25 protein-coding genes and 1 pseudogene are annotated in these 26,441 nt (G+C 70.2%); 10 read left to right on the top strand and 16 right to left on the bottom strand.

All coding sequences use genetic code 11. The features are described from left to right. Nucleotides 1-30: 30 nt before the first annotated feature. Together QIT00_RS18570 and def are read right to left on the bottom strand one after the other, a co-directional pair. The gene (locus QIT00_RS18570; protein WP_282536407.1) at nucleotides 31-873 is read right to left on the bottom strand and encodes a phosphotransferase; all 843 of its coding nucleotides are present in this window, start codon (nucleotides 871-873) and stop codon (nucleotides 31-33) included. A gap of 352 nt (nucleotides 874-1,225) precedes the next feature. Continuing rightward, nucleotides 1,226-1,831 carry a peptide deformylase gene (gene def, locus QIT00_RS18565; RefSeq protein ID WP_282536406.1) on the bottom strand — a complete coding sequence of 202 codons (606 nt, stop codon included), beginning with the start codon at nucleotides 1,829-1,831 and terminating at the stop codon, nucleotides 1,226-1,228. Nucleotides 1,832-1,928: 97 nt separating this feature from the next. Between def and QIT00_RS18560 the strand changes: the two are divergent. Beyond that, a pseudogene (locus tag QIT00_RS18560) lies at nucleotides 1,929-2,459 on the top strand (ArsR family transcriptional regulator); the annotation flags it as partial. Between the two features lie 364 nt (nucleotides 2,460-2,823). Continuing rightward, nucleotides 2,824-4,224: a serine hydrolase domain-containing protein gene (locus QIT00_RS18555; RefSeq protein WP_282536405.1), complete on the top strand. Its 1,401-nt coding sequence runs from the start codon at nucleotides 2,824-2,826 to the stop codon at nucleotides 4,222-4,224. Nucleotides 4,225-4,378: 154 nt separating this feature from the next. Here the strand turns inward: QIT00_RS18555 and QIT00_RS18550 are convergent, their stop codons facing one another. Then, complete coding sequence (locus QIT00_RS18550) at nucleotides 4,379-4,834, bottom strand: GNAT family N-acetyltransferase (protein ID WP_282536404.1); 456 nt, start codon at nucleotides 4,832-4,834, stop codon at nucleotides 4,379-4,381. A gap of 59 nt (nucleotides 4,835-4,893) precedes the next feature. After that, the gene (locus tag QIT00_RS18545) at nucleotides 4,894-5,361 is read right to left on the bottom strand and encodes a MarR family winged helix-turn-helix transcriptional regulator (RefSeq protein ID WP_282536403.1); all 468 of its coding nucleotides are present in this window, start codon (nucleotides 5,359-5,361) and stop codon (nucleotides 4,894-4,896) included. A 247-nt stretch (nucleotides 5,362-5,608) separates the two neighbouring features. Here QIT00_RS18545 and QIT00_RS18540 point away from each other — a divergent pair, with 247 nt between their 5' ends. Further along, nucleotides 5,609-6,814 (top strand): MFS transporter, encoded by a 1,206-nt coding sequence (locus QIT00_RS18540; protein WP_282536402.1) that lies wholly within the window; start codon nucleotides 5,609-5,611, stop codon nucleotides 6,812-6,814. Nucleotides 6,815-6,966: 152 nt separating this feature from the next. Here the strand turns inward: QIT00_RS18540 and QIT00_RS18535 are convergent, their stop codons facing one another. Both QIT00_RS18535 and QIT00_RS18530 read right to left on the bottom strand, forming a co-directional pair. Then, a complete protein-coding gene (locus QIT00_RS18535) occupies nucleotides 6,967-7,833 on the bottom strand; it encodes a GNAT family N-acetyltransferase (RefSeq protein WP_282536401.1) in 867 nt (288 codons plus the stop codon). A gap of 5 nt (nucleotides 7,834-7,838) precedes the next feature. Beyond that, nucleotides 7,839-8,375, bottom strand: coding sequence for a DUF2269 domain-containing protein (locus tag QIT00_RS18530; RefSeq protein ID WP_282536400.1), 537 nt, complete (start codon nucleotides 8,373-8,375; stop codon nucleotides 7,839-7,841). A 485-nt stretch (nucleotides 8,376-8,860) separates the two neighbouring features. Here QIT00_RS18530 and QIT00_RS18525 point away from each other — a divergent pair, with 485 nt between their 5' ends. Further along, complete coding sequence (locus QIT00_RS18525; protein ID WP_408909797.1) at nucleotides 8,861-10,708, top strand: globin domain-containing protein; 1,848 nt, start codon at nucleotides 8,861-8,863, stop codon at nucleotides 10,706-10,708. A gap of 33 nt (nucleotides 10,709-10,741) precedes the next feature. Here QIT00_RS18525 and QIT00_RS18520 read toward each other — a convergent pair whose 3' ends face one another. The 5 genes from QIT00_RS18520 to QIT00_RS18500 all read right to left on the bottom strand — a co-directional run bounded on the left by QIT00_RS18520 (nucleotide 10,742) and on the right by QIT00_RS18500 (nucleotide 14,809). Beyond that, a complete protein-coding gene (locus QIT00_RS18520; RefSeq protein WP_282536398.1) occupies nucleotides 10,742-11,224 on the bottom strand; it encodes an NUDIX domain-containing protein in 483 nt (160 codons plus the stop codon). Nucleotides 11,225-11,536: 312 nt separating this feature from the next. Beyond that, on the bottom strand, nucleotides 11,537-12,442 hold the full coding sequence (locus QIT00_RS18515) for a LysR family transcriptional regulator (RefSeq protein ID WP_282536397.1): 906 nt from the start codon (nucleotides 12,440-12,442) through the stop codon (nucleotides 11,537-11,539). A 190-nt stretch (nucleotides 12,443-12,632) separates the two neighbouring features. After that, nucleotides 12,633-13,880 carry a cystathionine gamma-lyase gene (locus QIT00_RS18510; RefSeq protein WP_282536396.1) on the bottom strand — a complete coding sequence of 416 codons (1,248 nt, stop codon included), beginning with the start codon at nucleotides 13,878-13,880 and terminating at the stop codon, nucleotides 12,633-12,635. Then, nucleotides 13,877-14,374: a low molecular weight protein-tyrosine-phosphatase gene (locus QIT00_RS18505; RefSeq protein ID WP_282536395.1), complete on the bottom strand. Its 498-nt coding sequence runs from the start codon at nucleotides 14,372-14,374 to the stop codon at nucleotides 13,877-13,879. The genes QIT00_RS18510 and QIT00_RS18505 overlap by 4 nt, the downstream gene beginning before the upstream one ends. Nucleotides 14,375-14,428: 54 nt before the next feature. Then, entirely contained in the window at nucleotides 14,429-14,809 is a 381-nt protein-coding gene (locus tag QIT00_RS18500) for a phage holin family protein (protein ID WP_282536394.1), read from the bottom strand. A gap of 70 nt (nucleotides 14,810-14,879) precedes the next feature. Between QIT00_RS18500 and QIT00_RS18495 the strand changes: the two genes are divergently transcribed. The 4 genes from QIT00_RS18495 to QIT00_RS18480 all read left to right on the top strand — a co-directional run bounded on the left by QIT00_RS18495 (nucleotide 14,880) and on the right by QIT00_RS18480 (nucleotide 17,131). Continuing rightward, entirely contained in the window at nucleotides 14,880-15,197 is a 318-nt protein-coding gene (locus QIT00_RS18495) for a cupin domain-containing protein (protein WP_282536474.1), read from the top strand. Between the two features lie 188 nt (nucleotides 15,198-15,385). Then, nucleotides 15,386-15,598 (top strand): DUF5326 family protein, encoded by a 213-nt coding sequence (locus tag QIT00_RS18490; protein ID WP_282536473.1) that lies wholly within the window; start codon nucleotides 15,386-15,388, stop codon nucleotides 15,596-15,598. Nucleotides 15,599-15,878: 280 nt separating this feature from the next. Beyond that, nucleotides 15,879-16,592, top strand: coding sequence for an IclR family transcriptional regulator (locus QIT00_RS18485; RefSeq protein ID WP_408909801.1), 714 nt, complete (start codon nucleotides 15,879-15,881; stop codon nucleotides 16,590-16,592). A 101-nt stretch (nucleotides 16,593-16,693) separates the two neighbouring features. After that, on the top strand, nucleotides 16,694-17,131 hold the full coding sequence (locus tag QIT00_RS18480; RefSeq protein ID WP_282536392.1) for an SsgA family sporulation/cell division regulator: 438 nt from the start codon (nucleotides 16,694-16,696) through the stop codon (nucleotides 17,129-17,131). Nucleotides 17,132-17,200: 69 nt separating this feature from the next. On the opposite strand, the gene QIT00_RS18475 is transcribed toward QIT00_RS18480, so the two are convergent. Beyond that, nucleotides 17,201-18,583 (bottom strand): YibE/F family protein, encoded by a 1,383-nt coding sequence (locus QIT00_RS18475; RefSeq protein ID WP_282536391.1) that lies wholly within the window; start codon nucleotides 18,581-18,583, stop codon nucleotides 17,201-17,203. Between the two features lie 199 nt (nucleotides 18,584-18,782). Between QIT00_RS18475 and thiC the strand changes: the two genes are divergently transcribed. Continuing rightward, nucleotides 18,783-20,576: a phosphomethylpyrimidine synthase ThiC gene (gene thiC / locus QIT00_RS18470; protein ID WP_282536390.1), complete on the top strand. Its 1,794-nt coding sequence runs from the start codon at nucleotides 18,783-18,785 to the stop codon at nucleotides 20,574-20,576. Between the two features lie 102 nt (nucleotides 20,577-20,678). Here thiC and QIT00_RS18465 read toward each other — a convergent pair whose 3' ends face one another. The 4 genes from QIT00_RS18465 to QIT00_RS18450 form a co-directional block, all read right to left on the bottom strand. After that, nucleotides 20,679-21,146: a hypothetical protein gene (locus QIT00_RS18465; RefSeq protein WP_282536389.1), complete on the bottom strand. Its 468-nt coding sequence runs from the start codon at nucleotides 21,144-21,146 to the stop codon at nucleotides 20,679-20,681. 94 nt (nucleotides 21,147-21,240) lie between these two features. Further along, on the bottom strand, nucleotides 21,241-22,134 hold the full coding sequence (locus tag QIT00_RS18460) for a hypothetical protein (RefSeq protein ID WP_282536388.1): 894 nt from the start codon (nucleotides 22,132-22,134) through the stop codon (nucleotides 21,241-21,243). 182 nt (nucleotides 22,135-22,316) lie between these two features. Next, nucleotides 22,317-23,387: a metallophosphoesterase family protein gene (locus QIT00_RS18455; RefSeq protein WP_408909800.1), complete on the bottom strand. Its 1,071-nt coding sequence runs from the start codon at nucleotides 23,385-23,387 to the stop codon at nucleotides 22,317-22,319. A 352-nt stretch (nucleotides 23,388-23,739) separates the two neighbouring features. Next, nucleotides 23,740-24,846 carry a LacI family DNA-binding transcriptional regulator gene (locus QIT00_RS18450; protein WP_282536386.1) on the bottom strand — a complete coding sequence of 369 codons (1,107 nt, stop codon included), beginning with the start codon at nucleotides 24,844-24,846 and terminating at the stop codon, nucleotides 23,740-23,742. Between the two features lie 426 nt (nucleotides 24,847-25,272). On the opposite strand from QIT00_RS18450, the gene hisC reads away from it, so the two are divergent. Next, on the top strand, nucleotides 25,273-26,352 hold the full coding sequence (gene hisC, locus QIT00_RS18445; protein ID WP_282536385.1) for a histidinol-phosphate transaminase: 1,080 nt from the start codon (nucleotides 25,273-25,275) through the stop codon (nucleotides 26,350-26,352). Nucleotides 26,353-26,441 lie beyond the last annotated feature (89 nt).

Raw genomic sequence — 26,441 nt, 5'->3', positions numbered from 1 at the left:
TCGGGACCCAACAGCCCTTCTGCCACCAACTCAGCCCAATGCGCAGCGATCGAGTGCAGCACGAACCCGGTTGAGTCCCTCCACTCTCCAGTGGCCCCGGTCAGGCATTTGGTCGCCTCGGCGCCAGCGCCAGGCCGAGAACATCGCCCAGTTCAGGGCGCGGCACCGCTCAATCAGGCCGTGGTCAGCCCCCGCATAGTGCTCTCCCACTTCCTCGGGGGCATGGGCGAGGTCGAACTCGATCGGCCCACGGCAGCACGTGGCGAGGTCTACGAAAAGCGGCCCTCTTCTGGTGTTGAGGAGGTTGCCCGGATGCGGCTCGCCGTGCAACAGCTGATCGCCGGTCTCGTCACTGCTGATCGCGGTGCTCAGCCCACTGAGTGTGTCGCTGAGGAGTTCCCGGTCAGAATCAGGTAGCTCGGGGGACTGCTCCCGGTCGTTCACCTCTTTCAGTGCTGCAGCCACTCGATCGGTGAAATGCGGTGCGTCCAGATCGATCCGGCGCAGGGCGGCATGATGCCGCATGAGCACGTCTGCGTAGTCGGCCGGCGCGATCTCTGATCCCACAGGTTCGTAGTAGGTCCAGAGCGAGATGGCGAAGGCGTCACGCACATGGACTCGGGGCTCGACCCGAGGATCGAGCTCAGCCACAGGTGCGTTGGCGTCCGCGAGACGGTGAGCAACCTCCACTTCGAACTCGGAACCGGCCAGATGCCCCGAAGGCGCGACCCGAGCGAGAACATCGCAAGGGACCAGGCGCAGCGCGACGCGGTCCGAGTTGTGGATGACGATGGCATCGTCGGCCTGAAGGCCCAGCTCCGAAGCGGTTGCCCGTCCTGCCGCAACTGCTCGGCGGAGTTCTAATGGCTCCATACCGTTCTCCCTCATCGTTGAGTACGCATACAGGTCTGGGGACAACAGCGACGCCCCCGATGTCTTCGTGAACATCATTCGGCGCCCGGGCCCGGACCCGGCGATAAGCATCGCAAAGCAGGACCTTCACGGGCCGTGGGATTTATTCGGCCGATCATGTGACGAGTCCGCGTCCGGGGCGTCGGCTCACCAACATGAGGTCGGTGCCTGCACACAGACGCCTCCGGGCCTGCGCGCCGAGGAAAATGACACGCACCATGGAAACCCGGCACTGACACGATGCTGGAACGGTGCGCAAAGCCGCAGGTCACAAGAGCTGACGCTGAATCAGGTAATGGGAACCTACATCGGTTCAGCGCTCGCTGCCGGAGGGCCGGAGCCCGTCCGACTCGGCCGCCTTGCACGCCCGTTGAGCGAACACGGCCTCGCGTCGCTCCTCCATCTGCCGCAGCGCCTCCTTCCGGTCGCGCCGGGAGAGGCGGTCCAGGTACGTGCTGCCGAGCAGGTGGTCGGTCTCGTGCTGCAGACAGCGGGCGAAGTAGCCGGTGCCCTCGACGACGAGAGGCCTGCCGTCCTGGTCGACCCCACGGACGACGGCACGGTCCGTGCGCGGTACGGGCAGGCCGGCGCCGGGCACGGACAGGCAGCCCTCCAGGTCCTCGACCAGCCGGCGCTCACCCGGCCCGGGCAGTTCGAGTACGGGGTTGAGGATATGGCCGACGTGCCGGACGCCGTCGTCGTCCGGGCAGTCGTAGACGAACAGCCGTAGATCCACGCCGACCTGGTTCGCGGCGAGGCCCGCGCCGTCGGCCACGTACATCGTCAGGAACATGTCGTCGATCAGGGCCGAGAGTTCGGGGGAGCCGAAGGCGGTGACCTCCCGGCAGGGGCGGGCCAGCACGTCCTCGCCGATCTCGGTGATGCGGCGTACCGAGCCTCGCTCCGTGCGGTCGGGCATCTCGGACTCCCCTTCTGTCCTGGCTGCTGCTCCTTGCGCAGCGCTTTGCAAAGTAGCAGAGTTTGCAAAGTCAGCGGGACGGCCTGAAGGGGAAGAAGTGACCGAGGACGACATCGCGTCGAACGAGGAGCTGCGGGAGCACGAGGTGCGTACGGCACTGCTCGAACTCCTTGCCGAGGTCGGTGTCGTCACGGCGACCGAGGCGGCCTCCCGGCTCGGGTACAGCTCGGGGCTCTGCTCGTTCCACCTGCGGCAGCTCGCGCGGTACGGGCAGATCGAGGAAGCGCCCCACGGCGGTGGCCGCGCACGGCCCTGGCGGCTGCGGAGCCGGAGCGCCGCCCCCGCCGACGAGGCCTTGACGCAGCAGCAATTCGGCGATCTGGCCCGGGGGTTGGAGGACGAGAGCTGGCAGCGGTGGCTCAGCCGGAGGGACGAGGCACCGGAGGACTGGCGCCGCGACGAGGCCTTCAGCGCCGTCGCCTTTCTGACGCCGGACGAGATGAGCCGGGTGGCCGACGCGATCCGGCAGGCGCTCGCGCCCTATCAGGACCGTGAGCAGCGCCCACTGGCCCGGCCGGACGGAGCGCGACCAGTCGCGCTCATCAGCCGGCTGTTCCCCTTGCTGCCCGCGCAGGGCGACGTGCTGCCGGCGCAGGACGACGTGCTGCCCGGGGGCGGCGGCGAGTTGCCGGAGGGCGGCGGCGTGCTGCCCGGGGGCGGCGGCGAGTTGCCGGAGGGCGGCGGCGTGCTGCCCGGGGGCGGCGGCGAGTTGCCCGAGGACTGCGGCGTGCTGCCCGGGGGCGGCGGCGAGTTGCCCGGGGACGGCGGCGTGCTGTCCGAGGGCGGCGGCGTGCTGACCGGGGGCAGCGGCGTGCTGCCCGGGGGCGGCGGCGAGTTGCCCGAGGACGGCGGCGTGCTGCCCGAGCCGGGCGACGGGGGCAGCAGGTGTAATCCGCTCGACTGAACCCCGAACCAGCCGGTGAACTGGGGGCATGACTTTCGACGACCACGCATCCGCGGAGCTGCTTCCCTCCACGCGCCGCGCCCTGTTCCACCGGACCGCCAAGGCGCAGTCGGAAGGCCGGGCGCCCTCGCTCGTCGCCGCCGTCGTGCGGGACGGTGAGATCGTCTGGCGCGGGGGGCGGGGTTCCGTGGCGGGGCAGGTGCCGGACGCCGACACCCAGTACCGCATCGGATCGATCACCAAGACCTTCACCGCTGTCCTGGTGCTGCGGCTGCGCGACGAGGGCCTGCTCGACCTCAACGACCCCCTGGCCAAGCACCTGCCGAGCGCGGGACTCCACGCGGGCGTCGACGAGGTGACCGTAGGCCAACTGCTCGCCCACACCGGCGGACTGGCCGCCGAGGCGCCCTCGCCCTGGTGGGAGCGGACGCCCGGAACCGTGCGCCCCGCGCTCGCGGACGTACTCGGTGAGGAGCCGCTCCGGCACCCGACAGGGCGGCGGCACCACTACTCCAATCCCGGTTACACCCTGCTCGGTTCACTCGTGGAGGAGCTGCGCGGTGCGCCCTGGGAGGAGGTGCTGCGTACGGAGGTGCTCGAACCGCTCGGGCTGCACCGCACGAGTGCGCAGCCGAAGGCGCCGTACGCGCAGGGGCTTGCCGTGCATCCCTGGGCCGATGTGCTCCTCGCCGAGCCGGTGGAGGACCTCGGACTGATGGCGCCCGCAGGTCAACTGTGGTCGACCACCGATGACCTGGCGCGCTTCGCGGTGTTCCTGGCGCGGGGCGACGAGCGGGTGCTGAGCGCGGAGTCCGTACGGGAGATGCGCACACCGGCCGCGCCGCCCGAGGCGGGGGACCGGTACCTGGACTACGGCCTCGGCGTGCAGCTGCTGAACCTGGAGGAGCGGACGCTGGCCGGGCACATGGGCTCGCTGCCGGGGTTCCTCGCGGGGCTGATGTTCAGCGAGGAGGAGGGTGTCGCGGCCGTCGCCCTCGCCAACTGCACCTCGGGTCCGCTGCTCGGCACTCTGGCGGCCGAGCTCGTCCAGACGGTCATCGAGGCGGAACCGCGTATCCCGGAGACCTGGCGGCCTGCGGCCGAAGTCGACCAGGGCGTACTGGAGTTGGCGGGGCCCTGGTACTGGGGGACGCACGCCTTCGGGCTGCGGCTGCGCGGGGACGACGGGCTCGAACTCGGCCCGCTCTCGGGGACCGGCCGCGCGGCCTCGTTCCGTGCGGAGGCCGACGGCACCTGGACCGGCCTCAACGGGTACTACGCGGGGGAGACGCTGCGCGCGGTGCGGCGGGAGGACGGCTCGGTGAGCCATCTCGACCTCGGCTCCTTCGTCTTCACGCGTGAGCCGTACGAGGCGGGGGCGCCGGTGCCGGGCGGGGTGGACGCGCGGGGCTGGTTCGGCGTGGGATGAGCGTTTCATGTGACGTGGTGGTGGGGCGGGACGCGGTGGGGGAGCTCCTGTTTCACGTGAAACACGAGCCCGACGCGGAGAAGCCGCCCCACACCTCCGCACGACACCGCTGCCCTCACCGCCGCCCGCACCCCCCGCCGTCCACCCCCCCGCCTCAGTCGAGCAGCAGCTTGAACCCCAGGTGGGACGCCTCGAAGCCGAGGCGCTCGTAGAAGCGGTGGGCGTCGATGCGGGTGGCGTCGGAGGTCAGCTGGACCAACTGGCATTCCTGGCGCCGGGATTCACCGACCGCCCACTCGATCAGGAGCGTGCCGAGACCGCTGCCGCGTTCCTCGGAGTGGATGCGTACCCCCTCGATGATCGAGCGGGTGGCGCCTTGCCGGGACAGCCCGGGGATGACCGTGAGCTGGAGTGTGCCGACGACCCGGTCCTCGCGTACGGCGACCACCAGGTGCTGGTTGGGGTCTCCGGCCAGGCGCTCGAAGGCCTGCTCGTACGGGGAGAGGTCGTCCGGGGACTCGCGCTGGGCGCCCAGGGGGTCGTCGGCGAGCATGGCCACGATCTCCGGCAGGTCGTCGGCGGTGGCGGGGCGGATCGTGAGGTCTCCCATGGGGCGGCAGCCTACGCGCGGGCGGGGGCGCGCCCCAGGGGCAGGGGCGGGCAGCGGACTCAGGCCGCCGTCGCCGGGGCGTTCAGGGACTCGACTGCCTTGACCAGCGGGGCCAGTTCGGAGTTCTCGGCCGCTTCGTCGAGGGCCTCGCGCAGGGCGGTGTCGTTGGTCGGGCGGGCCTCGGAGAGGAGTTGGGAACCGGCCTCGCTGACGTCGGTGTAGATGCCGCGGCGGTCGGTCGGGCAGAGGTAGCGGGAGAGCAGGCCGCGGTCCTCGAGGCGGGTGACGAGGCGGGTGGTGGCGCTCTGGCTGAGCACGACCGCGTCGGCGACCTGCTTCATCTGGAGGTGGCCGCCCGGGCCGTCGTGCTGGCGGCTGAGGACGTCCAGGAGTGAGTACTCGCGGACGCTCAGCTGGTGCTTCGACTGGAGTGCCCGCTCGATGTGCGCGTCGATCCTGCCGTGGAGCAAGGAGAGGGCGCACCAGCCCTGTGAGAGAGCGGTCAGTGCGGGGTCCGTCGCTGTCATGGCTCCTGCCTCCCTGCCTGTGGGCCGCCGTCCCGGTGCGGCTGAGGCCCAGGATAGACCAAGTGTGAAATAGCCTGCGCTTGCAATTAAAGGGCGTCTGCAATTATTGTGGACGCTCGTAAGGCGCAGGCGCATCCTGTGCTCCTGAGGCCGCTCAGGCCGCCCGGGCAGCCCAGGCAGCCCTGACCGCCTCTGGCACCTCTGGCACTCCTCACACCGGCGCACCCTCTGGAAAGGTGAAACCCCCATGCCTCTCGCACTCCTCGCCCTGGCGATCGGGGCCTTCGGTATCGGCACCACCGAGTTCGTGATCATGGGGCTCCTCCCCCAGGTGGCGGCCGACTTCGACGTCTCCATTCCGCTCGCCGGGTATCTGGTGACGGGCTATGCGCTCGGCGTCGTCCTGGGCGCTCCGCTGATGACGGCGCTCGGCACGAAGATCTCGCGCAAGCGGATGCTGATGCTCCTGATGGGCCTGTTCATCGTCGGCAACATCCTCTCCGCGCTCGCCCCCGCCTTCGGCGTGATGCTGGCCGGCCGCGTGGTCGCCTCACTCGCGCACGGCGCGTTCTTCGGTATCGGTTCGGTCGTCGCCGCCGATCTGGTCGCGCCCGAGAAGAAGGCCGGTGCCATCGCGATGATGTTCACCGGCCTGACCGTCGCCAACGTCGTGGGCGTCCCGCTCGGCACGTTCGTCGGACAGAGCATGGGCTGGCGCGTGACCTTCGGCATCGTGGCCCTGCTCGGCGTGATCGGGCTGCTCGGTGTGGCCAAGCTGGTCCCGGACATGCCCAAGCCCGAGGGCGTACGGCTGCGCCATGAGCTGGCCGCGTTCCGCAATGCGCAGGTACTGCTCGCCATGGCGATGACCGTGCTCGGCTTCGGCGGGGTCTTCGCCGCGATCACCTACATCACACCGATGATGACCGAGGTCGCGGGCTTCGCCGACGGCTCCGTCATCTGGCTGCTCGTCCTGTTCGGCGTGGGGATGGTCGCGGGCAACCTCGTCGGCGGCAAGTTCGCGGACCGCGCCCTGATGCCGCTCCTCTACATCTCGCTCGGTGCGCTGGCCGTCGTGCTCGCCCTGTTCACGCTCACCGCGCACAACAAGATCGCCGCAGCCGTGACCATCATGCTGATCGGCGCCCTGGGCTTCGCGACCGTGCCCCCGCTCCAGAAGCGCGTCCTCGACCAGGCCTCGGGCGCTCCCACTCTGGCCTCGGCCGTGAACATCGGCGCCTTCAACCTGGGCAACGCCCTGTCCGCCTGGCTCGGCGGCCTGGTCATCGCGGCCGGTTTCGGCTTCACCTCGCCGAACTGGGTGGGCGCAGTGCTCGCCGCATCCGCCCTCCTCCTGGCCGTGCTCTCCGCCGTACTGGAGCGCCGCGCGTCCGGCACCACCCGGGTCGTGGCCTCCGGGACCCCGGTCGGGCAGGACGCACTCGTCGGCTGAGGCGAGGCGAGGCGTTCGGCCGAAGCGGTAGTGGGCCGACACGTCAGCGGGCGGACGCGGCAGTCGGCCGACACGTCAGTGGGCCGACACGGCAGCAGCCGACTCGGCGAGCGGTCGGTCGGCGCGGCGGTCGAACCGCCGGTTGAGCCCGCTCAGCCGGCGGCGACCGTCAGCGGCGCGAAGCGTCGCGTCCAGTCGCCGGGCAGGTCGGGGATGCCGTACACCATCACAGAGTTGAAGCCCCAGGACTCCAGGCCCTGGGGCTTCAGCCATGCCAGGAGCTGCTCGTGGCGTACGTCGATATCGGTCCGCAGCGGCCGGTCGGTGTGTGCGGCCAGGTCGGCTACGAGGGCCTTGGCCGTCTCCGTGTCCCGCGCGATCAGCGGGCCGACGACATGCGTGTCCATGCTCGGCCAGGCCGCCGCGTACCCGATGATCTCGCCGCCGTCCTCGGCGACCCGCAACTGGTCGGCGAAGGCGGGGAGTCGGGTGATCATCGCGGTCCGGTCGGTTCCGAAGACCTCGCCGTCCAGGCGCAGGAGCGCCTGCAGATCCTCGGCGGTCGCGGGCCGGGTGGGCACGGTGGGCGCCGGGCCCGAGGGGCGGAAGTGGCCGCGCAGCATCTCGGCGCGGCCGGTTGTCTTGAAGCCGAACTCTTCGTACAGCGGCCGCCCGTACTCGGTCGCGTGCAGCGTGAGCGGGGTCGAGCCAGCGGCGTCGATCACATGCCGCATCAGTCGGCGGCCGACACCTTGGCGTGCGTGACGTTCGGCGACAAGCACCATGCCGATGGCCGCCAACTCCGGCCGCTCATAAGGGCCGTACGACGTGACGACGCAGGCGCTGACCAGACCGCCCTCGGGGTCGTCGATGCCATGGCCGGTGCCGGCGGAGAGCAGCAGGCCCCACTTGTGTTCCTCGCGGGGCCAGCCGCGATTCTCGGAGAGGTCCGCGCACGCGGTCAGATCGCGCGGGGTGAGTCGGCGGACGGGCAGCGTGGAGAGCGAAGGTGTCGACACGCGGGTCAGGCTGTCTGACGTACGCCCCTGCCGTCCACCGCATTACGTGATGTGGGCCGGTGCTTTCGGCCACGCTTCGTCAGGCCCCAGGGCTTCAGCACGGAGATCACCGTCATGAAGAGGTACGCGGACAGGGAGACGATGGGGCCGGCCACCAGATCAGAGAGGTCGACCAGCGGAGAACCCGAGGCGATCGTCTCCGCGGCGCTCGTGACGCCCGGACGCAGCGCGAAGACCGACGCGGCGGTGGTGGCGAGGGTCAGCCAGAACTTCGTATAGACCCAACGGTGCCGTGCGAGTCCCCAGGGCGTGCCCAGGGACAGAACGAGGCCGCTGAGCAGGGTGAGCAGAGCGAGCGGGATGACCAGCCAGTCCGCGAAGAGCTTCATGGAGCGGACGGTGGCCTCGGTCATCGCCGGGGAGTCGGTGGTGATCGCCGTGATCGCGAGAGCCAGCAGACCGAGCGTCAGCCCGAGCCAGCCGGCGGCGGCGACTACATGGACAGCGAGGGTGGCCCGTCGTGCGGGGCGGTCGAGTTTCACGTGAAACACGGTCCCGCTGCGGCGCGGGTCCGCGCGTCTGACGTGGGGAGTAAGCACGGTTACTCACGGGGGCGTACCGCCTGTGCTGCTGCGCACTGCGTGGGGCGTGCCTGGTGGCGGAGGTGTACCGAGGGCGTCTTGTGAAATGACGTGCGCAGACAGGCAATTGAGAAATTACGTGGATCGGCCCGAGGAATTCCGAACGTGGGGTGAGGGGCTTGTGCGCTCTGCTACTGCCGGTATGGTCGACTCCGGTTGAACAGGGGGCGCGAGGGCGCGGGTACGCAGCAGAAGGGTATTGAGGCCAGGAAAAACACGGGCGGCAGCCTGCGGGGGCTGGGTTGCGGGCAATATCACATTCTTACCTACTCGTCCGTAATGGGCTGTACGTCAAGGTTCAATGTGGCCCAGGGCCCAAATTCTTCGAGTGCAGAGCGGGGAAAGACCAGCGCTTTCCCTACGGAAGTGCACAGACCGACCGAAAGATGTTCGAGGCGAGGCACAGAATGGACGCTCCGACCACCAAGTCGGCCGACAACGGCTCTTCTGGCGATGACGGGGGCGGCTGGTTCACCCCGCGCAAGAAGAATCCGGCGGCACCGGCGGAGCAGCCCTCGCAGACGCAGTACGTGCAGGAGCAGCCGGGGCCGGAGCGGTCCGCGCCGGAGCCGCCCCCCGCGTACGAGGGCCCATGGCGGGACGGGCGGATACCTGAGCGGCGCCCGGCAGAGGACCGGATACCGGAGAGCGGCCGAGGTCCCGAGAGCGGCCGAGCTCCCGAGAGTCGCCGAGGTCCCGAGGCTGGCCGAGCTCCTGAGAGTGGCCGAGCTCCTGAGAGTCGCCGAGGTCCCGAGGCTGGCCGAGCTCCTGAGAGTGGCCGGATGCCCGAAGGCGGTCCCGGCCGGGTTCCTGAGGCGAGGCGGCCGGCCGAGGAGATGAGCCCGCAGCCGAGTACGTCCGTGGCCGGCGCAGCCCCTGCCCCCGCCTCGTCGTTCTTCTCCAGGCCCGCAGGGACCGCGCTCGCCCAGCCGCCCGCCGCTGCCCGCACCGCCCCGGCCGCCGACTCCGGTCCGCGCACCGCCCCGGCCGCCGACCCCGGTCCGCGCACCACCCCGGCCGCTGAGCCCGCCGCCGGACCGGGCGTCGCCGCCGGACCGTCCGCCGCGACCTCACCGGCCGCAGCCGCCGCGCCCACCGCGAGGGTTTCCGAGCAGCCCTCCCCGGACGCACTCCTCATCCAGCGCACGATGGCCGAAGTCGGCCCCGTCGCGGACAAGGTCACTTCGTACTTCTACGCGCTGCTGTTCCTGCGCCACCCCGATCTGCGGATGCTGTTCCCGGCCTCGATGGACACCCAGCGCGACCGGCTCCTGAAGGCGCTGCTCACCGCCGCCGAGAACCTCGACAACACCGAGGTCCTGGTCTCGTACCTGAAGAACCTCGGGCGCGGACACCGGAAATACGGCACCGAGCCCGAGCACTACCCGGCGGTCGGCGAGGCGCTGATCGGTTCGCTCAGCCGCTACGCGAGCAGCATCTGGGACGAGGAGACCGAGGCCGCCTGGGTGCGGACGTACACGACGATCTCGCAGATCATGATCGACGCGGCCTCCGAGGACGAACAGCGCGCGCCCGCCTGGTGGTTCGGGGAGGTCGTCGCGCACGATCTGCGGACCCCGGAGATCGCCGTGATCACCGTACGGCCCGACCAGCCGTACCCGTTCCTCGCCGGGCAGTACGCCAGCCTGGAGACCCCGTGGTGGCCGCGGGTGTGGCGGCACTACTCCTTCGCCTCCGCGCCCCGCGCCGACGGGCTGCTCACCTTCCACGTCAAGGCCGTCCCCGCGGGCTGGGTCTCCAACGCCCTGGTGCATCGCGCCCGCCCCGGCGACACCGTCCGCCTCGGCCCGCCCGCCGGCAACATGACCGTCGACCACGGCAGGGACAGCGGCCTGCTGTGTCTGGGCGGCGGTACCGGCATCGCGCCGATCAAGGCACTCGTCGAGGATGTCGCGGAGCACGGCCACCGCCGCCCGGTCGAGGTCTTCTACGGCGCCCGCAGCGACCACGATCTGTACGACATCGACACGATGCTGCAGCTCCAGCAGACGCATCCGTGGCTCTCGGTCCGCCCCGTGATCGACCGACTCGACCAGCACGGCCAGCTCCCGGACGCGGTACGGGAGTTCGGCCCGTGGGACGCGTACGACGCCTACCTCTCGGGCCCGCCCGGAATGATCCGCAACGGCGTGCAGGTCCTGAGAGGCGCGGGCATTCCGGCGAACCGCATCCGGCACGACTCGCTCGAGGAACTCGTCGCAGCAGGCGGCTGAGAAAGCGACCGGGCGCGACGGAACCGACAGGCGCTAGCCGAGGTCCGGCGCGTGCATCGCGCGTACGCCCTCGATGTTGCCGTCGAGGTAGTGGCGCAGCGACAGCGGGACCAGGTGGACCGAGGCGATGCCGACGCGCGTGAACGGGATCCGTACGATCTCGTACTCGCCCGCGGGGTCCTCGACCTCGGGGCCGTGCCGCTGCGAGGCGTCCATGGACTCCAGGCGGCAGACGAAGAAGTGCTGCACCTTCACGCCGGTGGCGCCGCCGTCCGCGCCGATGTGCTCCACGGTGTCGACGAAGCAGGGCACCACATCGGTGATCTTCGCGCCGAGCTCCTCGTGCACCTCGCGGTGCAGGGCGTCGACCACGGTGGTGTCCTCGGGCTCGACTCCCCCGCCGGGCGTGACCCAGTACGGATCCACTCCCGGCTTGGTGCGCTTGATGAGGATCAGGTCGTGGCCGTCGAGGAGGACGGCTCGGGCAGTGCGCTTGACCACGGGTCGGACGGTCATGGAAGAAATGTGGCCCGTCATGTTCCACGTGAAACACGGCGGGGGCAGGTTCCCCGGGAATCCGGTGCGATCCGGTTCCACGTGAGCACGGTGCGATCCGGTTCCACGTGAGCACGGTCCGCGCCTGCTGCACGTGAGCACGGTCCGCGCCTGCTGCACGTGAGCACGGTCCGCGCCTGCTGCACCTGAGCACGGTCCGCCTGTTCCTCGAAGGCACGGTCCGGTCTGTTCCACGTAGGCACGGTCCCGTCTGTTCCACGTGAAACATCGACCAGCGCCTCGGGCTGCGCGCCCGTCGGCCCGGTCCGAGTGTCAGCACCAATCCGCGGCCGCGCGCAGCAGCCACTCGTGCGCTCGCGCGATGTGTGGCATGGCCAGCGTGCCGGTGCGTACCACCAGGAAATACGTGCGCAGCGGAGGCACGTCGGGGTCGAGCAGCGCCACCACGTCCCCACGCTCCAGAGCCTCACCGCAGAGATAGCGCGGCAGTACGGCGAGCCCCGCGCCGGCCGTGACACAGGCGAGGGCGGCTCGCAGATCAGGTGCGACGACCGCGCCGGACGCGGCGGGCCGGGAGTCGAGTACCGCGGCCCAGTACCGCGTGACGAGCGGCAGCGACTCGTGCACCTCGACCACCGGCAGGGCCCCGAGAGCGGGCGCGCCCCAGGAGCCGAGCTCCGCCGGACCGAGCCGCTTGGCCAGCTCCGGGGAGGCGACCAGGACGTGCTCCTCGTCGCAGAGCGCAGTCGCGGTGAGGAGGGAGCCACGCGGACGGGCGGTCGAGATGGCCAGATCGTGATGACCGGCGGCGAGCCCTTCGAGCACTTCCTCGGCCGTGCCGAACGAGGCGCGCAGCGCGTAGCCCTGGCCGTCCTCGCCGGTGAGGGCGGTGAGCGCGGGCAGGGCGCGTTCCGCGGTGAACTCGGGTGGGCCCGCGAGGTGCAGGGTGCGGGCCGGTGACTCCTCGTCCGGCCCGCTCTCCGCGATCTCCACCAGGGCGTCCAGATGCGGAGCGGCCTTGTGCGCGAGCTCGTCGCCGATCGTCGTGGGGGTCACACCGCGCGCCTGGCGGAGGAAGAGGGGGCGGCCCAACTGCCGTTCCAGCGTGCGTATCTGGGAGGTGACGGCCGGTTGGGAGAGGCCGAGGAGCGCGGCGGCTCGGGTGAAGGAGCCGGCCCGGTGCACCGTCACGAACGTGCGCAACAAGGCCAGGTCCATGCGATGCCCACTCCCCTCAAGCCCCCGCAGGCACCCAACTATAAATAAGTCGATAGGTCTCTGTCGCTACCGTGATTGGACACTGACACAGAGTCAACTAGCCTTGTACGGACGGTTCTTCGCATACGGAACCGAGACGGTCCGAGCCACGAGGGGGGAGGCTCGGACCGTCTGTTACACGTTTCAGTGCCTAGCCCGCGGACGTGTCAGCGGACGTGTCAGCGGACTGGTCAGCGGTGTCGTCAGCGGTCTCGTCCAGGGCCCGCAGCACATCGGCCACCAGATCCTCCGGATCCTCGGCGCCCGCGGAGAAGCGGATGAAGCCCTCCGGTACGGCGTCCCCGCCCCAGCGTGCCCGCCGCTCAGCGGTGGACCGTACGCCACCGAAACTCGTGGCGTCCTCGACGAGATGGAGCGCGGCCAGGAAGCGCTCGGCGCGCTCGCGCGAGGGCAGCGTGAAGGAGACGACGCTGCCGAACCGCCGCATCTGCTGGGCGGCGATCTTGTGCGAGGGATCGTCCGGCAGCCCCGGGTAGCGCAGCCCGCTCACCTCGTCGCGGCTGCGCAGCGCCTCCGCGACGGCAAGGGCGTTCTCCACCTGACGGTCGATACGCAACTGCAGCGTCGCCAGGGAACGGTGGGCGAGCCAGGCCTCCATCGGGCCCGGGATCGCGCCGACGATCTTCCGCCAGCGGCGCACCCCGGCCATCGCCTCGGCGTCCCGGCCGGTGACGTATCCGAGGAGGACATCGCCGTGGCCGGTGAGGCCCTTGGTGCCGCTGGCCACCGAGAAGTCTGCGCCCAGCTCCAGCGGACGCTGCCCGAGCGGAGTGGCCAGGGTGTTGTCGACAGCCACCTTGGCGCCCTGCTCATGTGCGGCGGCCACCAGGCGGCGAAGGTCGCAGACGTCGAGCCCCGGGTTGGACGGCGTCTCGATCCACAGCAGCTTCGCGCCCTCCAGGACGTCGAGCTGGGCGTCATCGCCCGTGGGCGCGGTGCGCACCTCCACGCCGTACGCCCGCAGTTGCTCATGCACGAGCGGCAGTGCCTGGTAGCCGTCGTCGGGCATGACCACGATGTCGCCGGCGCGCAGCTGCGAGAAGAGCACGGCGGAGATCGCGGCCATCCCGGAGGCGAAGGCGAGCGTCTCCACCTCGGTGCCGGGTGCTTCGAGTTCGCCGATGGCACGCTCCAGGAGCGTCCAGGTCGGGTTCTCGTCGCGGCCGTACGTATAGGGCCCGGTCGGCTCGCCGGACAGGTGGAAGTGGGCGGCGAACACCGGTCCCGGAAGCGTCGGTTCGTGCTTCACCGGCTCCGGGAGCCCGGCCCGCACGGCCCGGGTGCCGTCCCCCGCCGAGCCCGCAGCCGAGCCTTGAGCCGAGCCGGGCCCCGAGCCGGGCCCCGAGCCCTGAATCGAGTGTTCCGTCTGTTCCGTCATGCCGCACCCCTCTCCATGAGCGCCTCCTGAACCGCGGCGAGCAGTCCGGGGGACGCGGCCTCGACCAGTTCGAGGCACTCTTCAAAACCGTCCGTGCCGCCGTAATAAGGATCCGGAACGTCGAGATCCACGGCGGCGGGATCGTACGAGCGCAGCAGCCGCACCTTGGTTGCGTCGGCCGGAGTGGGTGCCAGGCGGCGCAGTTCGCGCAGGTGTCCGTCGTCGAGGGCGATCACCAGGTCGAGCCGGGCGAACCAGTCGGCGCTGAACTGCCGTGCCGCATGGGTGCTTTCGTAGCCGTTCGTGAGCAGCACGGAGACCGTGCGCGGGTCCGCTCCGTCGCCCACGTGCCAGCCGCCGGTGCCGGCGCTGTCCACCTCGACGAGGCCGTCAAGGCCGGCCTCGTCGACGCGTGCGCGGAACACGGCCTCGGCCATGGGGGACCGGCAGATGTTGCCGGTGCAGACGAAGCAGATGCGGAAGGGGTCGTTCATGGTCGTGCGTTCAGTCCTTCGTCAGTCCTTCGTCGGTCCTTCGTCGGTCCTTCGTCAGTCCTTGTTGTCGGGCAGGACCACGTTCATCGCCCAGGAGACGACGCTGATGATCAAGCCGCCGAGTACGGCCGTCCAGAAGCCGTCGACGCGGAAGCTCAGGGAGAGCTGCTCGGCGAGCCACGAGGTGAGAAGAAGCATCAAGGCGTTGACCACGAGGGTGATCAGGCCGAGCGTCAGCACGAACAGCGGGAAGGTCAGCAGCTTCACGAGCGGCTTGACCAGCACGTTCACGACGCCGAAGACCAGGGCGACGAGGACCAGCGTGATCACCTTTTTGGGAGTGCTGTGCCCGGTGAGCGTGATCTTGTCCAGAAGCCAGATGGCGACGGCGAGGGCCGCCGTGTTGGCGACCGTCTTGACTACGAAATTCTTCATGTGTCTGATCGTGGCAGACGTGATCGGCGCCGGACACCGGCGTGCGGCGGTAGTGAGGGCGGGCAGCGTGATGAAGGCATTCCGGTTGGATGAGCTCGAGGTCGAGCGGGCCGAGAATCAGGGGGCCTACCTGCAGTTTCTGCGGGAGCGGAACATGTCCGTCGGCCTGTACGCGCTGGACGCGGGGGAGACCGACCCGCAGCAGCCGCACCACCAGGACGAGGTCTACTTCGTTGCCAGTGGCCGGGCCGCGATCACGGTGGGGACGGAGACCACGACCGTCAGCCGGGGCAGTGTCGTCTATGTGCCCGCCGGAGTCCCGCACCGCTTCCATCACATCAGCGAGGACCTGCGTGTCCTCGTCGTCTTCTCCCCGCCCGAGGGCTGAGACCCCTAGGGGACAGCTCAGGGAAGGACAAGGGGTCAGCGGGCCCCGGTGGCCTGATCCCCCGCCTAGCATTGAATGCAGCAGAGCGCAGACTGCTACGCGAACTCAGCTCGCGAACTCAGCAGTGCGAACTCAGCAGCAGCGCGAAGACAGCAACTCGGGGGAACCGGAAGGAGAAGGAGATGGCCGTGCGGGAGATTTTCGAGGGACTGCCCTGGTGGGTGAAGTGGGTCGCGGTGCCGGCCATCGCCCTGGTCGTGTTCGGCGGGCTGATCCTCTCGGTGCTCGGTTTCGTCATAGGCATCCTCTTCAAGGTGCTGCTCTTCGCCGCGCTCGTCGGCGGACTTATCTATGTCGTACGGAAGTTCATGTCCTCGTCGTCCTCGCGCAGCGACTGGTAGTCCGGCCACAGCACGCAGCGACTGGTAGTCCGGCCACAGCACAGGGGCCCCGGTCCGGGCGCGCATGGCGCAGTTTCGCTCGGCAGGGGGAATCTTTCGGCCATCAGGGCCGCCGAGGCGCAGTCGGCGTTAGAGTCCGGAACAGCGATGCGGGGTGCGTCCGCTCCGGGCAACCCTGCTTCCCCCCCTCGGGGACTCCCCCCACGCGCCTCGGGAGTGGACCTTGGCCACGGCAGTCAGCAGCCCCGCACCTACCCTCATCGGCTCCGTGCAGCGGGCGATGCGCCTCCTCGAGGCCGTCGCCGCCCATGCGGACGGAGCGCCCGCCAAGCAGCTGGCCAGAGAGGCCGGACTGCCCCTGCCCACCGCGTACCACTTGCTGCGCACCCTCACGCACGAGGGCTATCTCCGCCGGGACCGGGGCGTGTTCGTCTTCGGGCCCGCCGCCGAGCGGTTGACCAGCAGCGGGGCGGAGCAGAATCGTCGCAGCAAGATCGGCGATGTGCTCGCGCACTGGCGCGACGCGATCGGAGTGCCGGTGTACTTCGCGGTGTACCGCGACGGCGAGGTCGAAGTCGTGGACATCGCCGACAAACCGGGAAACCCCGCGGTCGAGGAGTGGGCGGACTTCCGGCAGACCGCGCACGCGCACGCGATCGGCCAGTGCCTGCTCTCCCAGCTGGACGAGGAGGACCGGCGCGAGCACCTCGACCGCCACCCCGCCCAGTCGATCACGCCGTACACGGTCCGGGACAGCGGGACGCTGATGCGGCGCCTGGAGCGGACCGGGCGGATGCAACCCGTCGTGGAGCAGCAGGAGTACGCACTGGGGACGGTCTGCGCCGCCGTGCCGATCACCGTCGGCACCACGGCGGCGACGCTCGCCATCTCGCTGCCGCTGCACCAGCGCGGCCGACTCCTTCCGGCGGTGCGTGAGCTGCAGAGTGAGGTCGGCCGGAAGCTCGCCACGCTGGCGTTCTCTATCAGTATCTGAAAACTCACTCCTTGTGGTCTGTTCAGTACGTTGAGCAAGATGCCATCAGGGTCGAGAAGATGAGGACGACCCAACTCAACGGCACAGCAACGGGGTAGGCGATGCGCGAGTCCGTCCAGGCAGAGGTCATGATGAGCTTTCTCGTGTCCGAGGAGCTCTCGTTCCGTATCCCGGTGGAGTTGCGATACGAGACACGCGACCCCTTCGCCGTGCGGCTGACCTTCCACTTGCCCGGCGACGCTCCGGTGACCTGGGCCTTCAGCCGTGAACTCCTGGTCGACGGAGTGGGTGGCCCGTGCGGTGACGGCGACGTCCACATCGCACCCGAGGGACCCGAGCCGCTCACCGACGCCCTGATCCGCCTTCAGGTCGGCGGTGACCAGGCGCTGTTCCGCGCGGGCATCGCACCCCTGATCGCTTTTCTCGACCGTACGGACAAGCTGGTTCCGCTCGGCCAGGAGCGGACGCTCGCCGACCTCGAGGCCAACCTCGACGAGGCACTCGGCCGGATCCTGGCGGAGGAGCCCAGCACGGGCTGAGCCCCTCCCCGACTCCGACCGGCCGCGCTGAAACGCTTCGGCGCGGCCGGTTGCCGCTGTCGTACGGGCTCAGCGCTTGCGGCGCCGGCCGCGACCGCCACGTACCCCGCCGCGCCCCGCCGCGGACGAACTCGGCTGCGCCACCCCCGGCTTGTCGGCCGAGACCAGCAGGGCCGCGAGCGCCGTCGTCACCGGGACCGAGGCGACCAGGCCGATCGAACCGATCAGCGTGCGCACGATCTCCTCGGCCACCAGCTCACTGTTGGCCACCGTGCCCACGCTGCTCTGCGCGATCGAGAACAGGAGCAGCAGCGGCAGCGCGGCACCGGCGTACGCGAGCACCAAGGTGTTGACCACCGAGGCGATGTGGTCGCGGCCGATCCGGATACCCGCGCGGTACAGCTGCCGGGCGGTCATCGTCGGGTCGGCGTGGTGCAGCTCCCAGACGGCCGAGGTCTGCGTCACCGTCACGTCGTCGAGCACACCGAGGGAACCGATGATGACGCCCGCGAGCAGCAGGCCGCTCATGTCGATGTCCGGGTAGAGGCCGTGGATCAGGCCGGTGTTGTCGTCGGTGTTGCCGGTCAGGTGCGCCCAGCCGATGAAGAGCGAGCCGAGCAGCCCGATGAGCAGCAGCGAGATCAGCGTGCCCAGGGCCGCCACCGAGGTTCTCGCGGTGAGGCCGTGGCACATGTACAGCGCGATCAGCATGATGGCGCTCGCCCCGACCACCGCGACGACCAGCGGATTCGAGCCCTGCAGGATCGCCGGCAGGATGAACAGGGTCAGCAGCGCGAAGCTCACGGTGAGCGCGACCAGGGCCATGAAGCCGCGCATCCGCCCCACCGCGACCACGGCGAGCGCGAAGACCGCCGCGAGGATCCACATCGGAACGCTGCGGTCCACATCGGTCACCGAGTACTGCAGTTCCTTCGGCGCACCGGGCGCGTACGCCACGACCACCTCCTGGCCCTGCGTCAACTGCCGCGGCGCGTCCGGCTGGACGACTTCGACGAAGGTGCGGCCCTTGTCCTTGCCGCTGGTCACCTCGACCGTGGCCTTGGCGCACATGCCGGTCTGGGAGCGCTGCGCCTCCTGGCCCTCCGGCGTCGAGGGGTCGCCGGTGGGCGGGACCTGCGAGGCGTTGACGTCCTTGCAGTCGACCCGGTCGACCTGGACCACGCGGGCCGACTGCGTCTCGCGGTCGAAGCCGACGCCGCTGCGCTCGTGCGGCGGGGCGCCGCCCGGCCAGAGCACCGCGAGGCCGACGAGCACCGCGGTGGCGAAGGGGATCAGGATCGCGGCGATGACCTTGCGCAGATGCTTCGAGACCGGTTCGGCCGGACCGTGGCTGTGCGAGTGGCCGTGAGCGTGGCCTTGCCCGCCACCACTGTGCCCGTGATCGTGGGGCGGTCCGGAGGGCGGCTGAGGTGGCTGCTGCGAGGTGGTCACCGACCGATCATCGCAAGAACGGCAGGGGCCCTCTGTTCAGCGTGGCCGTACGGGCGCTAGCGTAGGGGGCACCTTTGCAATCGCGGGAGCTCGGAGCACCGGGCTGAGAGGGCGCTTACCTCCGTACGGGATGTATGGAAGCCGCTGCGTCGACCGCCGAACCTGTTACCGGGTAATGCCGGCGTAGGGAGTAGGTCTCATGACCACATCGGACGCACGCACGCCTGCCTCCAGCCCGCCCGAGGGCACGGAGGCCGGGAAGTCCATCGGCTGGCACAAGGCGTATGTCGAGGGTTCGCGCCCCGACCTGCGCGTGCCGGTCCGCCAGGTGCACCTCACCAACGGCAAGGCCGTGACCCTGTACGACACCTCAGGTCCGTACACCGATCCGACAGCCGATACCGACGTCCGCCGCGGCCTCGCGCCGCTGCGGGAGAACTGGATCGTCGCCCGCGGCGACACCGAGGAGTACGTGGGCCGTCCGCCCCGCCCCGAGGACGACGGAATCAAGCACACGTCGCCGCGCGGGGGACTGAAGAACCTCGACGCGGTCTTCCCCGGCCGCCCCCGGCAGCCGCGCCGCGGCCGGGACGGACAGGCGGTGACGCAGCTCGCGTACGCCCGTCGCGGAGAGATCACGCCCGAGATGGAGTTCATCGGGATCCGCGAGAACCTCGATCCCGAGGTCGTACGGGAAGAGGTCGCCGCGGGCCGCGCGGTGATCCCGGCCAACGTCAACCACCCCGAGATCGAGCCGATGATCATCGGCAAGCGGTTCCTGGTGAAGGTCAACGCCAACATCGGGAACTCCGCGGTCACCTCCTCCATCGAGGAGGAGGTGGACAAGATGACCTGGGCCACCAAGTGGGGCGCCGACACGGTCATGGACCTCTCCACCGGCCGCAACATCCACACCACCCGCGAGTGGGTGCTTCGCAACTCCCCCGTGCCGATCGGCACCGTGCCGCTCTACCAGGCCCTGGAGAAGGTCGACGGCAAGGCCGAGGAGCTGACCTGGGAGATCTACAAGGACACGGTCATCGAGCAGGCCGAGCAGGGCGTGGACTACATGACGGTCCACGCCGGCGTCCGGCTCCCGTTCGTGCCGCTGACCGCCAACCGCAAGACCGGCATCGTCTCGCGCGGCGGCTCGATCATGGCCGCGTGGTGCCTCGCGCACCACAAGGAGAGCTTCCTGTACGAGAACTTCGCGGAGCTCTGCGAGATCCTCGCCGCGTACGACGTGACGTACTCGCTCGGCGACGGGCTGCGCCCCGGTTCGATCGCGGACGCCAACGACCGTGCGCAGTTCGCGGAGTTGGAGACCCTGGGCGAGCTGAACAAGATCGCCAAGGCGCATGACGTGCAGACCATGATCGAGGGCCCGGGCCATGTCCCGATGCACAAGATCAAGGAGAACATCGACCTTCAGCAGGAGATCTGCGAGGAGGCGCCGTTCTACACGCTCGGCCCGCTGACCACCGACATCGCTCCCGCCTACGACCACATCACGTCGGGCATCGGCGCCGCGATGATCGGCTGGTGGGGCACGGCGATGCTCTGCTACGTCACGCCCAAGGAGCACCTGGGCCTGCCGAACAAGGACGACGTGAAGACCGGCGTGATCACGTACAAGATCGCGGCGCATGCGGCGGACCTGGCGAAGGGCCACCCGGGCGCCCAGGACTGGGACGACGCGCTCTCGGACGCCCGTTTCGAGTTCCGCTGGGAGGACCAGTTCAACCTGGCCCTCGACCCGGACACGGCGCGGGAGTTCCACGACGAGACGCTGCCGGCGGAGCCCGCCAAGACGGCGCACTTCTGCTCCATGTGCGGCCCCAAGTTCTGCTCGATGAAGATCAGCAGGAGCATCACCGAGCAGTTCGGCGGTGAGGAGGGCGCGTCCCAGGAGGAGATCGAAGCGGGCATGCTCGAGAAGTCGAGGGAGTTCGCGGCTGCGGGCAACAGGGTCTATCTGCCGCTCGCCGACTGATCGTTGAGCGTGGGCCCCGGCGAGTCTTCAGTTCCAGGGCGAATTCCAGTGGCCGGGGCCCACGCGGCCAGCCGTACGGGAGGTCTGTGCGGCGCATGTCGATCAGCGCGCGGAGAGTGTCCCGTCCACCGCGATGTGCACGCGCCCCTGCGGATCACCCGGCGCACATCCGCGGCCGTTGGGATACGTGGGCTTCGGGACCACGGCGATCCGCTCGTCGACCACCGTCGCTCCGGCCGCGTCCTTGAGAACGACCGTCACGCGCACCGCTGTCTTCCCGTCCTTCGGCAGATCGGGTACGACGGCGAAGCCGGGCCAGGGAGAACGCGGCCCCGACGAGCCGTGGTCTCCCTCCTCCCGCAAGCGCAGGTCGCCCTCGCGGCATCTGCCGTCCCAGCAGGCGGTGAGGCCCGCGTCGGCGACCTTGTCCGCCAGCTTCGGGGCCACCGCCACCCGGATGCCGGAGAGCGAGCCCCGCAGGGTGCAGATGCGCTCGTCCGTGCCGCAGGCGGTGAGCAGCAACAAGGCGAATAGAGGAGCGGCGGCTCGTACGACGTCTCCATGTTTCACGTGAAACCGCCCCGCCGCCGAGCCTCTCCGCCGGGCCCCGCCGCCGAGCGCGCCGCCGGGCCCCGCCGCCGAGCCCTTCCGCCGCCCCGACCCACTAGTCCGGCCGATGATCCGGCCCACCGAAGTCCGGGCTGGAGAAGTCCGGGCTGGAATAGCGGGGCCGCGAGCTCGATGTGTCCGGGGCGCTCGACGGTCCCGTCTCCGTACTGCCCTCGGGGCTGCTGAACCCCGGCCTGTTGTAGCCGAGCGAGGGCATTCTCGTACCGGACGGGGCCGGTCCGTGGTCGGTGGTGCCGCGCGGCTGGGCCAGGGCCTCGCGCAGGAACGGCACCACGCCACGCTCCAGGAGCGCGTCCCGCCAGACCTCCCGGGCACGCGACACCTCCTCGTTGAACTCTTCGGGTGGGCCCGCCGCCTGAGCCGTGGAGCCGTTGCGCAGCGCCGTGAGGAGCAGGCCCGCCGCAGCGACGAGAATGCCGGCCGCCGTGAGCGCGCCGAAGATCCAGCCGGCGGTCAACAGCGTGTCCGCGAGGGCGGGTTCGGGGCTGACCATCTTCAGGATGTACCCGACGAGCAGGAAGATCGCCGCCGCCGTGCCCGCGAGCACCGGGGCGAGGACGGCGAGCACGGCCACCAGACCCGCGCCCGCGGTCTCGGTGACCTCACCCATGGTGGTGGCCAGGCCGACGGAACCGCCGGTGGGTTCGTCGGTGTTCGGCTCACCGGTCTCCCGTACGGACGCGGTGGACCGGGCGGGGTCGCGCAGTTCCTCGCGGACCTTGACGTAGTGCTGGTACTCCGTCGCCGCGGCGGCGGTGATCAGGGCGGTGGCGTTCAACGCCATCGTGCGCAGTTGCTCGGGATTCAGCCGCTGGCCCACAGCGGCGAGTTCCGGACGGTGTGGTGCGGTGCGCAGCGCCTCATCGAGGATCCGCTCGTAGTCCTTGCGGTCCTCATTCAGCAGGTGCGGAGCGCTGTTCATGTGCATCCCCCGATGCTCCGTAGGGCCCGGACACCCGTGTGCTCACGGGCGGTTGGGCGGAAACGGAGGAGAGCCTGCTACGGATAAGCAGATGGTAGAGCGGTTACGGCGGGCCGTGACAGGGGGTTTGAAGAATTCGGCCCCTGGTCAGGGCCGTCCCCCGCGATCTGCGCCTTCCCGGCCAACCGTCATTTATCCAGGGGGAGTTGGCACACAAGGAGTTTTCCGGCCATGGTCACGCCGCCGTCCATGGCGATGGCCAGGCCCTCCGCGTACACATGCGGTCCCTCGACCTGCGGCGCGCTGTCCTCGCCGTCCTCGGACCCGACTTCGCCGAGGAGATACGGGATCGGGCTGTGGCCGTGCACGATGCGCCGGCCGCCGTAGGTGCCCAGGAGCTGCTGGACGGCCTGCGAGCCGTCGTCGCGGAAGGCGAAGCGCTTGGTGAACTTGCGGAACAGGTCCCAGCACTCGTCGGCGTCGTTACGGGTGAGCGCCTCGCGGATGGTGTCGTTGACGGCCTCGATGGAGTCGCCGTACTCCAGATACGTGAGCGCGTCCGAGTGCACAAGAAGGTGGTCGTCCTCCAGCTCGATCGCGTCGAGCCGGGACATCCACTGCAGATGCACGTCCTGCAGCCGGTCCATGTCCGACTTCTGGCCGCCGTTGAGCAGCCACGCCGCCTGGAACGTGGCGGTGCCCGCGCCGGAGTTGACCGGGGTGTCGCCGAAGCGCTTGGCGCCGAGCAGCAGCAGCTCGTGGTTGCCCATCAGCGCCTTGCAGTACCCGCCCGCCGCCGCGGCCTGTGCGGAGAGCCGCATCACCAGGTCGATCACGCCGATGCCGTCGGGACCGCGGTCCGTGAAGTCGCCGAGGAACCAGAGCCGGGCGTTGCCCGCGGCCCAGTCCCCCTCCTCGTCGATCAGGCCCTTCTCGAGCAGCGCGGCGATCAGCTCGTCGAGGTAGCCGTGCACGTCGCCCACGACATAGAGCGGGCCGAGGCCGTTCGCCGTGCCGGTGGGCTCACCCGCGGGCGTGACGTGCACCTGAACCGTGTCACCGCGGTTGATGACCGGCAGATCGCGCTGCGTCGGTGTGTACCCCTCGGGCAGCTCGCCCTGCGCGGCGTCCTGGCCGGGGTCCGCAGCGGGCTCCTGGCCGGCCTGGTGCACATAAGCGGGTACGCGGAAGTCGCGCACCGTGTCCGTACGCACCGCGGGTACCTGACCGGCCCCCTGAGTCATCGACCCCTCCACCACCGTCGCGCCGCTTTTCTCCACCGGGTTCGGACGGCCTGGTCGCAGCGGTCCGCGGTGTCGTGCGCCCATCATAGGAATGCGGCTCGCACTGTGTGATGCACCAGGGGTGTTCAATGTGGCCGGAACCCAGGGTTGACCGGCGATTTCTCCCGAATTGGGGGTAACTCTGCCCGGCGGCCGTGAACCGCGACCGCCCGCGGGCGTCCCGAACGCGCGCCCGCAGGCGTCCCCGAAAGCGGGTCGGCGGGTTTCCGGAAGGCGCGCCGGGGGGCGTTCCGGAAGGCGCGCTTCCCTCCCCCGAAAGGCGCGCGCCCCCCCCGAAGGGAGCGCTGTCCCCGCCCCCGAGGGAGCGCTACCCCTGCCCAGAGGGGCGCGGTGGGCTGACCGTCGTACGGGGTGGCCGCCGCTGCGACGAGGTCCGCACGATCAGCTCCGTCGGTATCACCTGCTCGATGGGTCCGGTCGTATCGACGCTCTCGATGGCGTCGATGAGCAGGTGGACGACGGCCGTGCCGATCCGCCTCGGTTTGAGCGAGAGCGTGGTGATGGGCGGTTCGGTGGAGGCGTAGACCGTGGATTCGCTGCAGCAGACGAGCAGCAGATCGTCCGGTACGCGCAGTCCGTACCGGCGGGCGGCGGCGAGCAGATCGGTGCCGTTGGGGTCGAAGAGTCCGTAGACGGCGTCGGGGCGGTCCGGGCGGGCGAGCAGCCGGTCGGCGGCGATCGCCCCCGCGCAGGGGTCGTGCGCGGGATAGGCCTCGTAGACCGGGTCCTGGCCGATGCGGCGGCACCAGCGCAGATAGGCGGTGGTGGAGAGTCGGGTGTACGTGTCCGTGGTGGTGCCGGTGAGCAGACCGATGCGGCGGGCACCAGCGGCTGCGAGGTGGTCGAGGATGCCGAGCACGGCGGCCTCGTGGTCGTTGTCCACCCAGGCGGTGACCGGCAGCGAACCGGCCGGGCGTCCGTCGGAGACCACGGGCACGCCCTGCCGGACGAGTTCGCTGACGACCGGATCCTTGTCGGAGGGGTCGATGACGACGGTGCCGTCGAGCGCGACGTTCGACCAGACGTCGTGGCGGGAGGTCGCGGGCAGGATGACCAGGGCGTATCCCCGGTCGAGTGCGGCGGACGTGGCGGCTCTGGCCATCTCCGCGAAGTACGCGAACTCGGTGAAGGTGAAAGGTTCATCCCCGTACGTCGTCACGGTCAGGCCGATGAGTCCCGACTTGCCGGTACGGAGGGTTCGGGCCGCGGCGGACGGGCGGTAGCCCAGCCGGTCGGCGACCTCGCGGACGTGTTGGCGGGTGGCGTCGGGGAGCCGGCCCTTGCCGTTGAGCGCGTCGGAGACGGTCGTGATGGAGACGCCGGCAGCGGCGGCCACGTCCCGGATGCCCGCCCGGCCCTGCCGGTTGCCCCGAGTCTGTGCCCGGCTCACCTGGTGCTTCCCTGCTGCTGTCATGGCGAGCCGATAGTAGGGCTCATGAGGGTGGTCGTCGGGAGTGCATATTCACGCGTTGACAGGCACGTTTCTGCATGGTGAAACTCCCTCAAAACCCTTTGAATGCAAGGGAGTTGAGGGAGTTCAGGCTAGCCCGTGGCGTGTCGGCGCCCGCATGCCTGGCGTGGGGCGGAGGTCTCGAAGAGGTCTCAACTCACCTTCACGGGGGATGCGCGCCACGGCGCGAGCCACCGGCGCACGGCTGGGCAGGGGGCGCGCCCCCCTCCTGGCACGCCGAGTGCGGTGGGCCGCTCCGGTCGTCCGCGGCGCGGTTGTCCACAGGCACGGCGGTCCGTCGCCGCGGTTGTCCACAGGGCATTCGCACAGCGGCCGAATCCTCATAGGGTGAGCAGTATTCGAACCAGGGCGGTACGAGGAGGAGCTGCAGTGAGCGAGAAGACCCCGAGGCTGCGTGCCGAGCTGGACGGCATCCCGACGTACAAGCCGGGCAAGCCCGCCTCGGCCGGCGGCCCGGTGGCGTACAAGCTGTCCTCGAACGAGAACCCCTACCCGCCGCTCCCCGGAGTGATGGAGCAGGTGACGGCCGCCGCCGACAGCTTCAACCGGTACCCGGACATGGGGTGCACGGGCCTGATGAACGAGCTGGCGGACCGCTTCGGCGTCCCGCTCGCGCATCTGGCCACGGGCACGGGCTCGGTCGGCGTCGCGCAGCAGCTGCTGCAGGCCACGAGCGGCCCCGGTGACGAGGTGATCTACGCCTGGCGCTCTTTCGAGGCGTACCCGATCATCACGCAGATCAGCGGGGCCACCTCGGTGCGTGTACCGCTGACGCCGGGGGAGGTGCACGACCTCGACGCGATGGCGGACGCGATCACGGACCGCACGCGCCTGATCTTCGTCTGCAACCCCAACAACCCGACGGGCACGGTGGTGCGCAGGGCCGAGCTCGAGCGGTTCCTGGACCGGGTGCCGAGCGATGTGCTGGTGGTGCTCGACGAGGCGTACCGCGAGTTCATCCGCGATGCGGAGGTCCCGGACGGCATCGAGCTCTACCGCGACCGCCCCAATGTCTGCGTGCTGCGTACCTTCTCCAAGGCGTACGGGCTTGCGGGGCTGCGCGTGGGCTTCGCGGTCGCCCATGAGCCGGTGGCGGCCGCGCTGCGCAAGACGGCGGTGCCGTTCGGCGTGAGCCAGCTCGCGCAGGACGCCGCCGTCGCCTCGCTGCGCGCGGAGGACGAACTCCTGGGCCGCGTGGGCTCGTTGATCGGTGAGCGCACGCGCGTGGTCGAGGGGCTGCGGAAGCAGGGCTGGACGGTCCCCGAGACCCAGGCCAACTTCGTCTGGCTGCGCCTGGGGGACCGTACGGGCGACTTCGCGGCGGCCTGCGAGAAGGCCGGTGTGGTCGTGCGGCCGTTCGCGGGCGAGGGAATGCGGGCCACGATCGGCGAGCCCGAGGCGAATGACATCTTCCTGCACACGGCGGAGGCCTTCCACAAGGAGCTGTAGCGGCCCGGCGGGCTCGCGGCCCCTCGGGCGTGCGGGCTCGTGGCCCCTCGGCCCTGCGGGCTCGCAACGCCACGGCCCCTCGACCCCAT

The sequence above is a fragment of the Streptomyces luteolus genome (assembly GCF_029968015.1).
Classification (GTDB): domain Bacteria; phylum Actinomycetota; class Actinomycetes; order Streptomycetales; family Streptomycetaceae; genus Streptomyces; species Streptomyces luteolus.
Note: the sequence above shows the minus strand (reverse complement) of the source record. Positions and strands in the feature narration are given on the sequence as shown.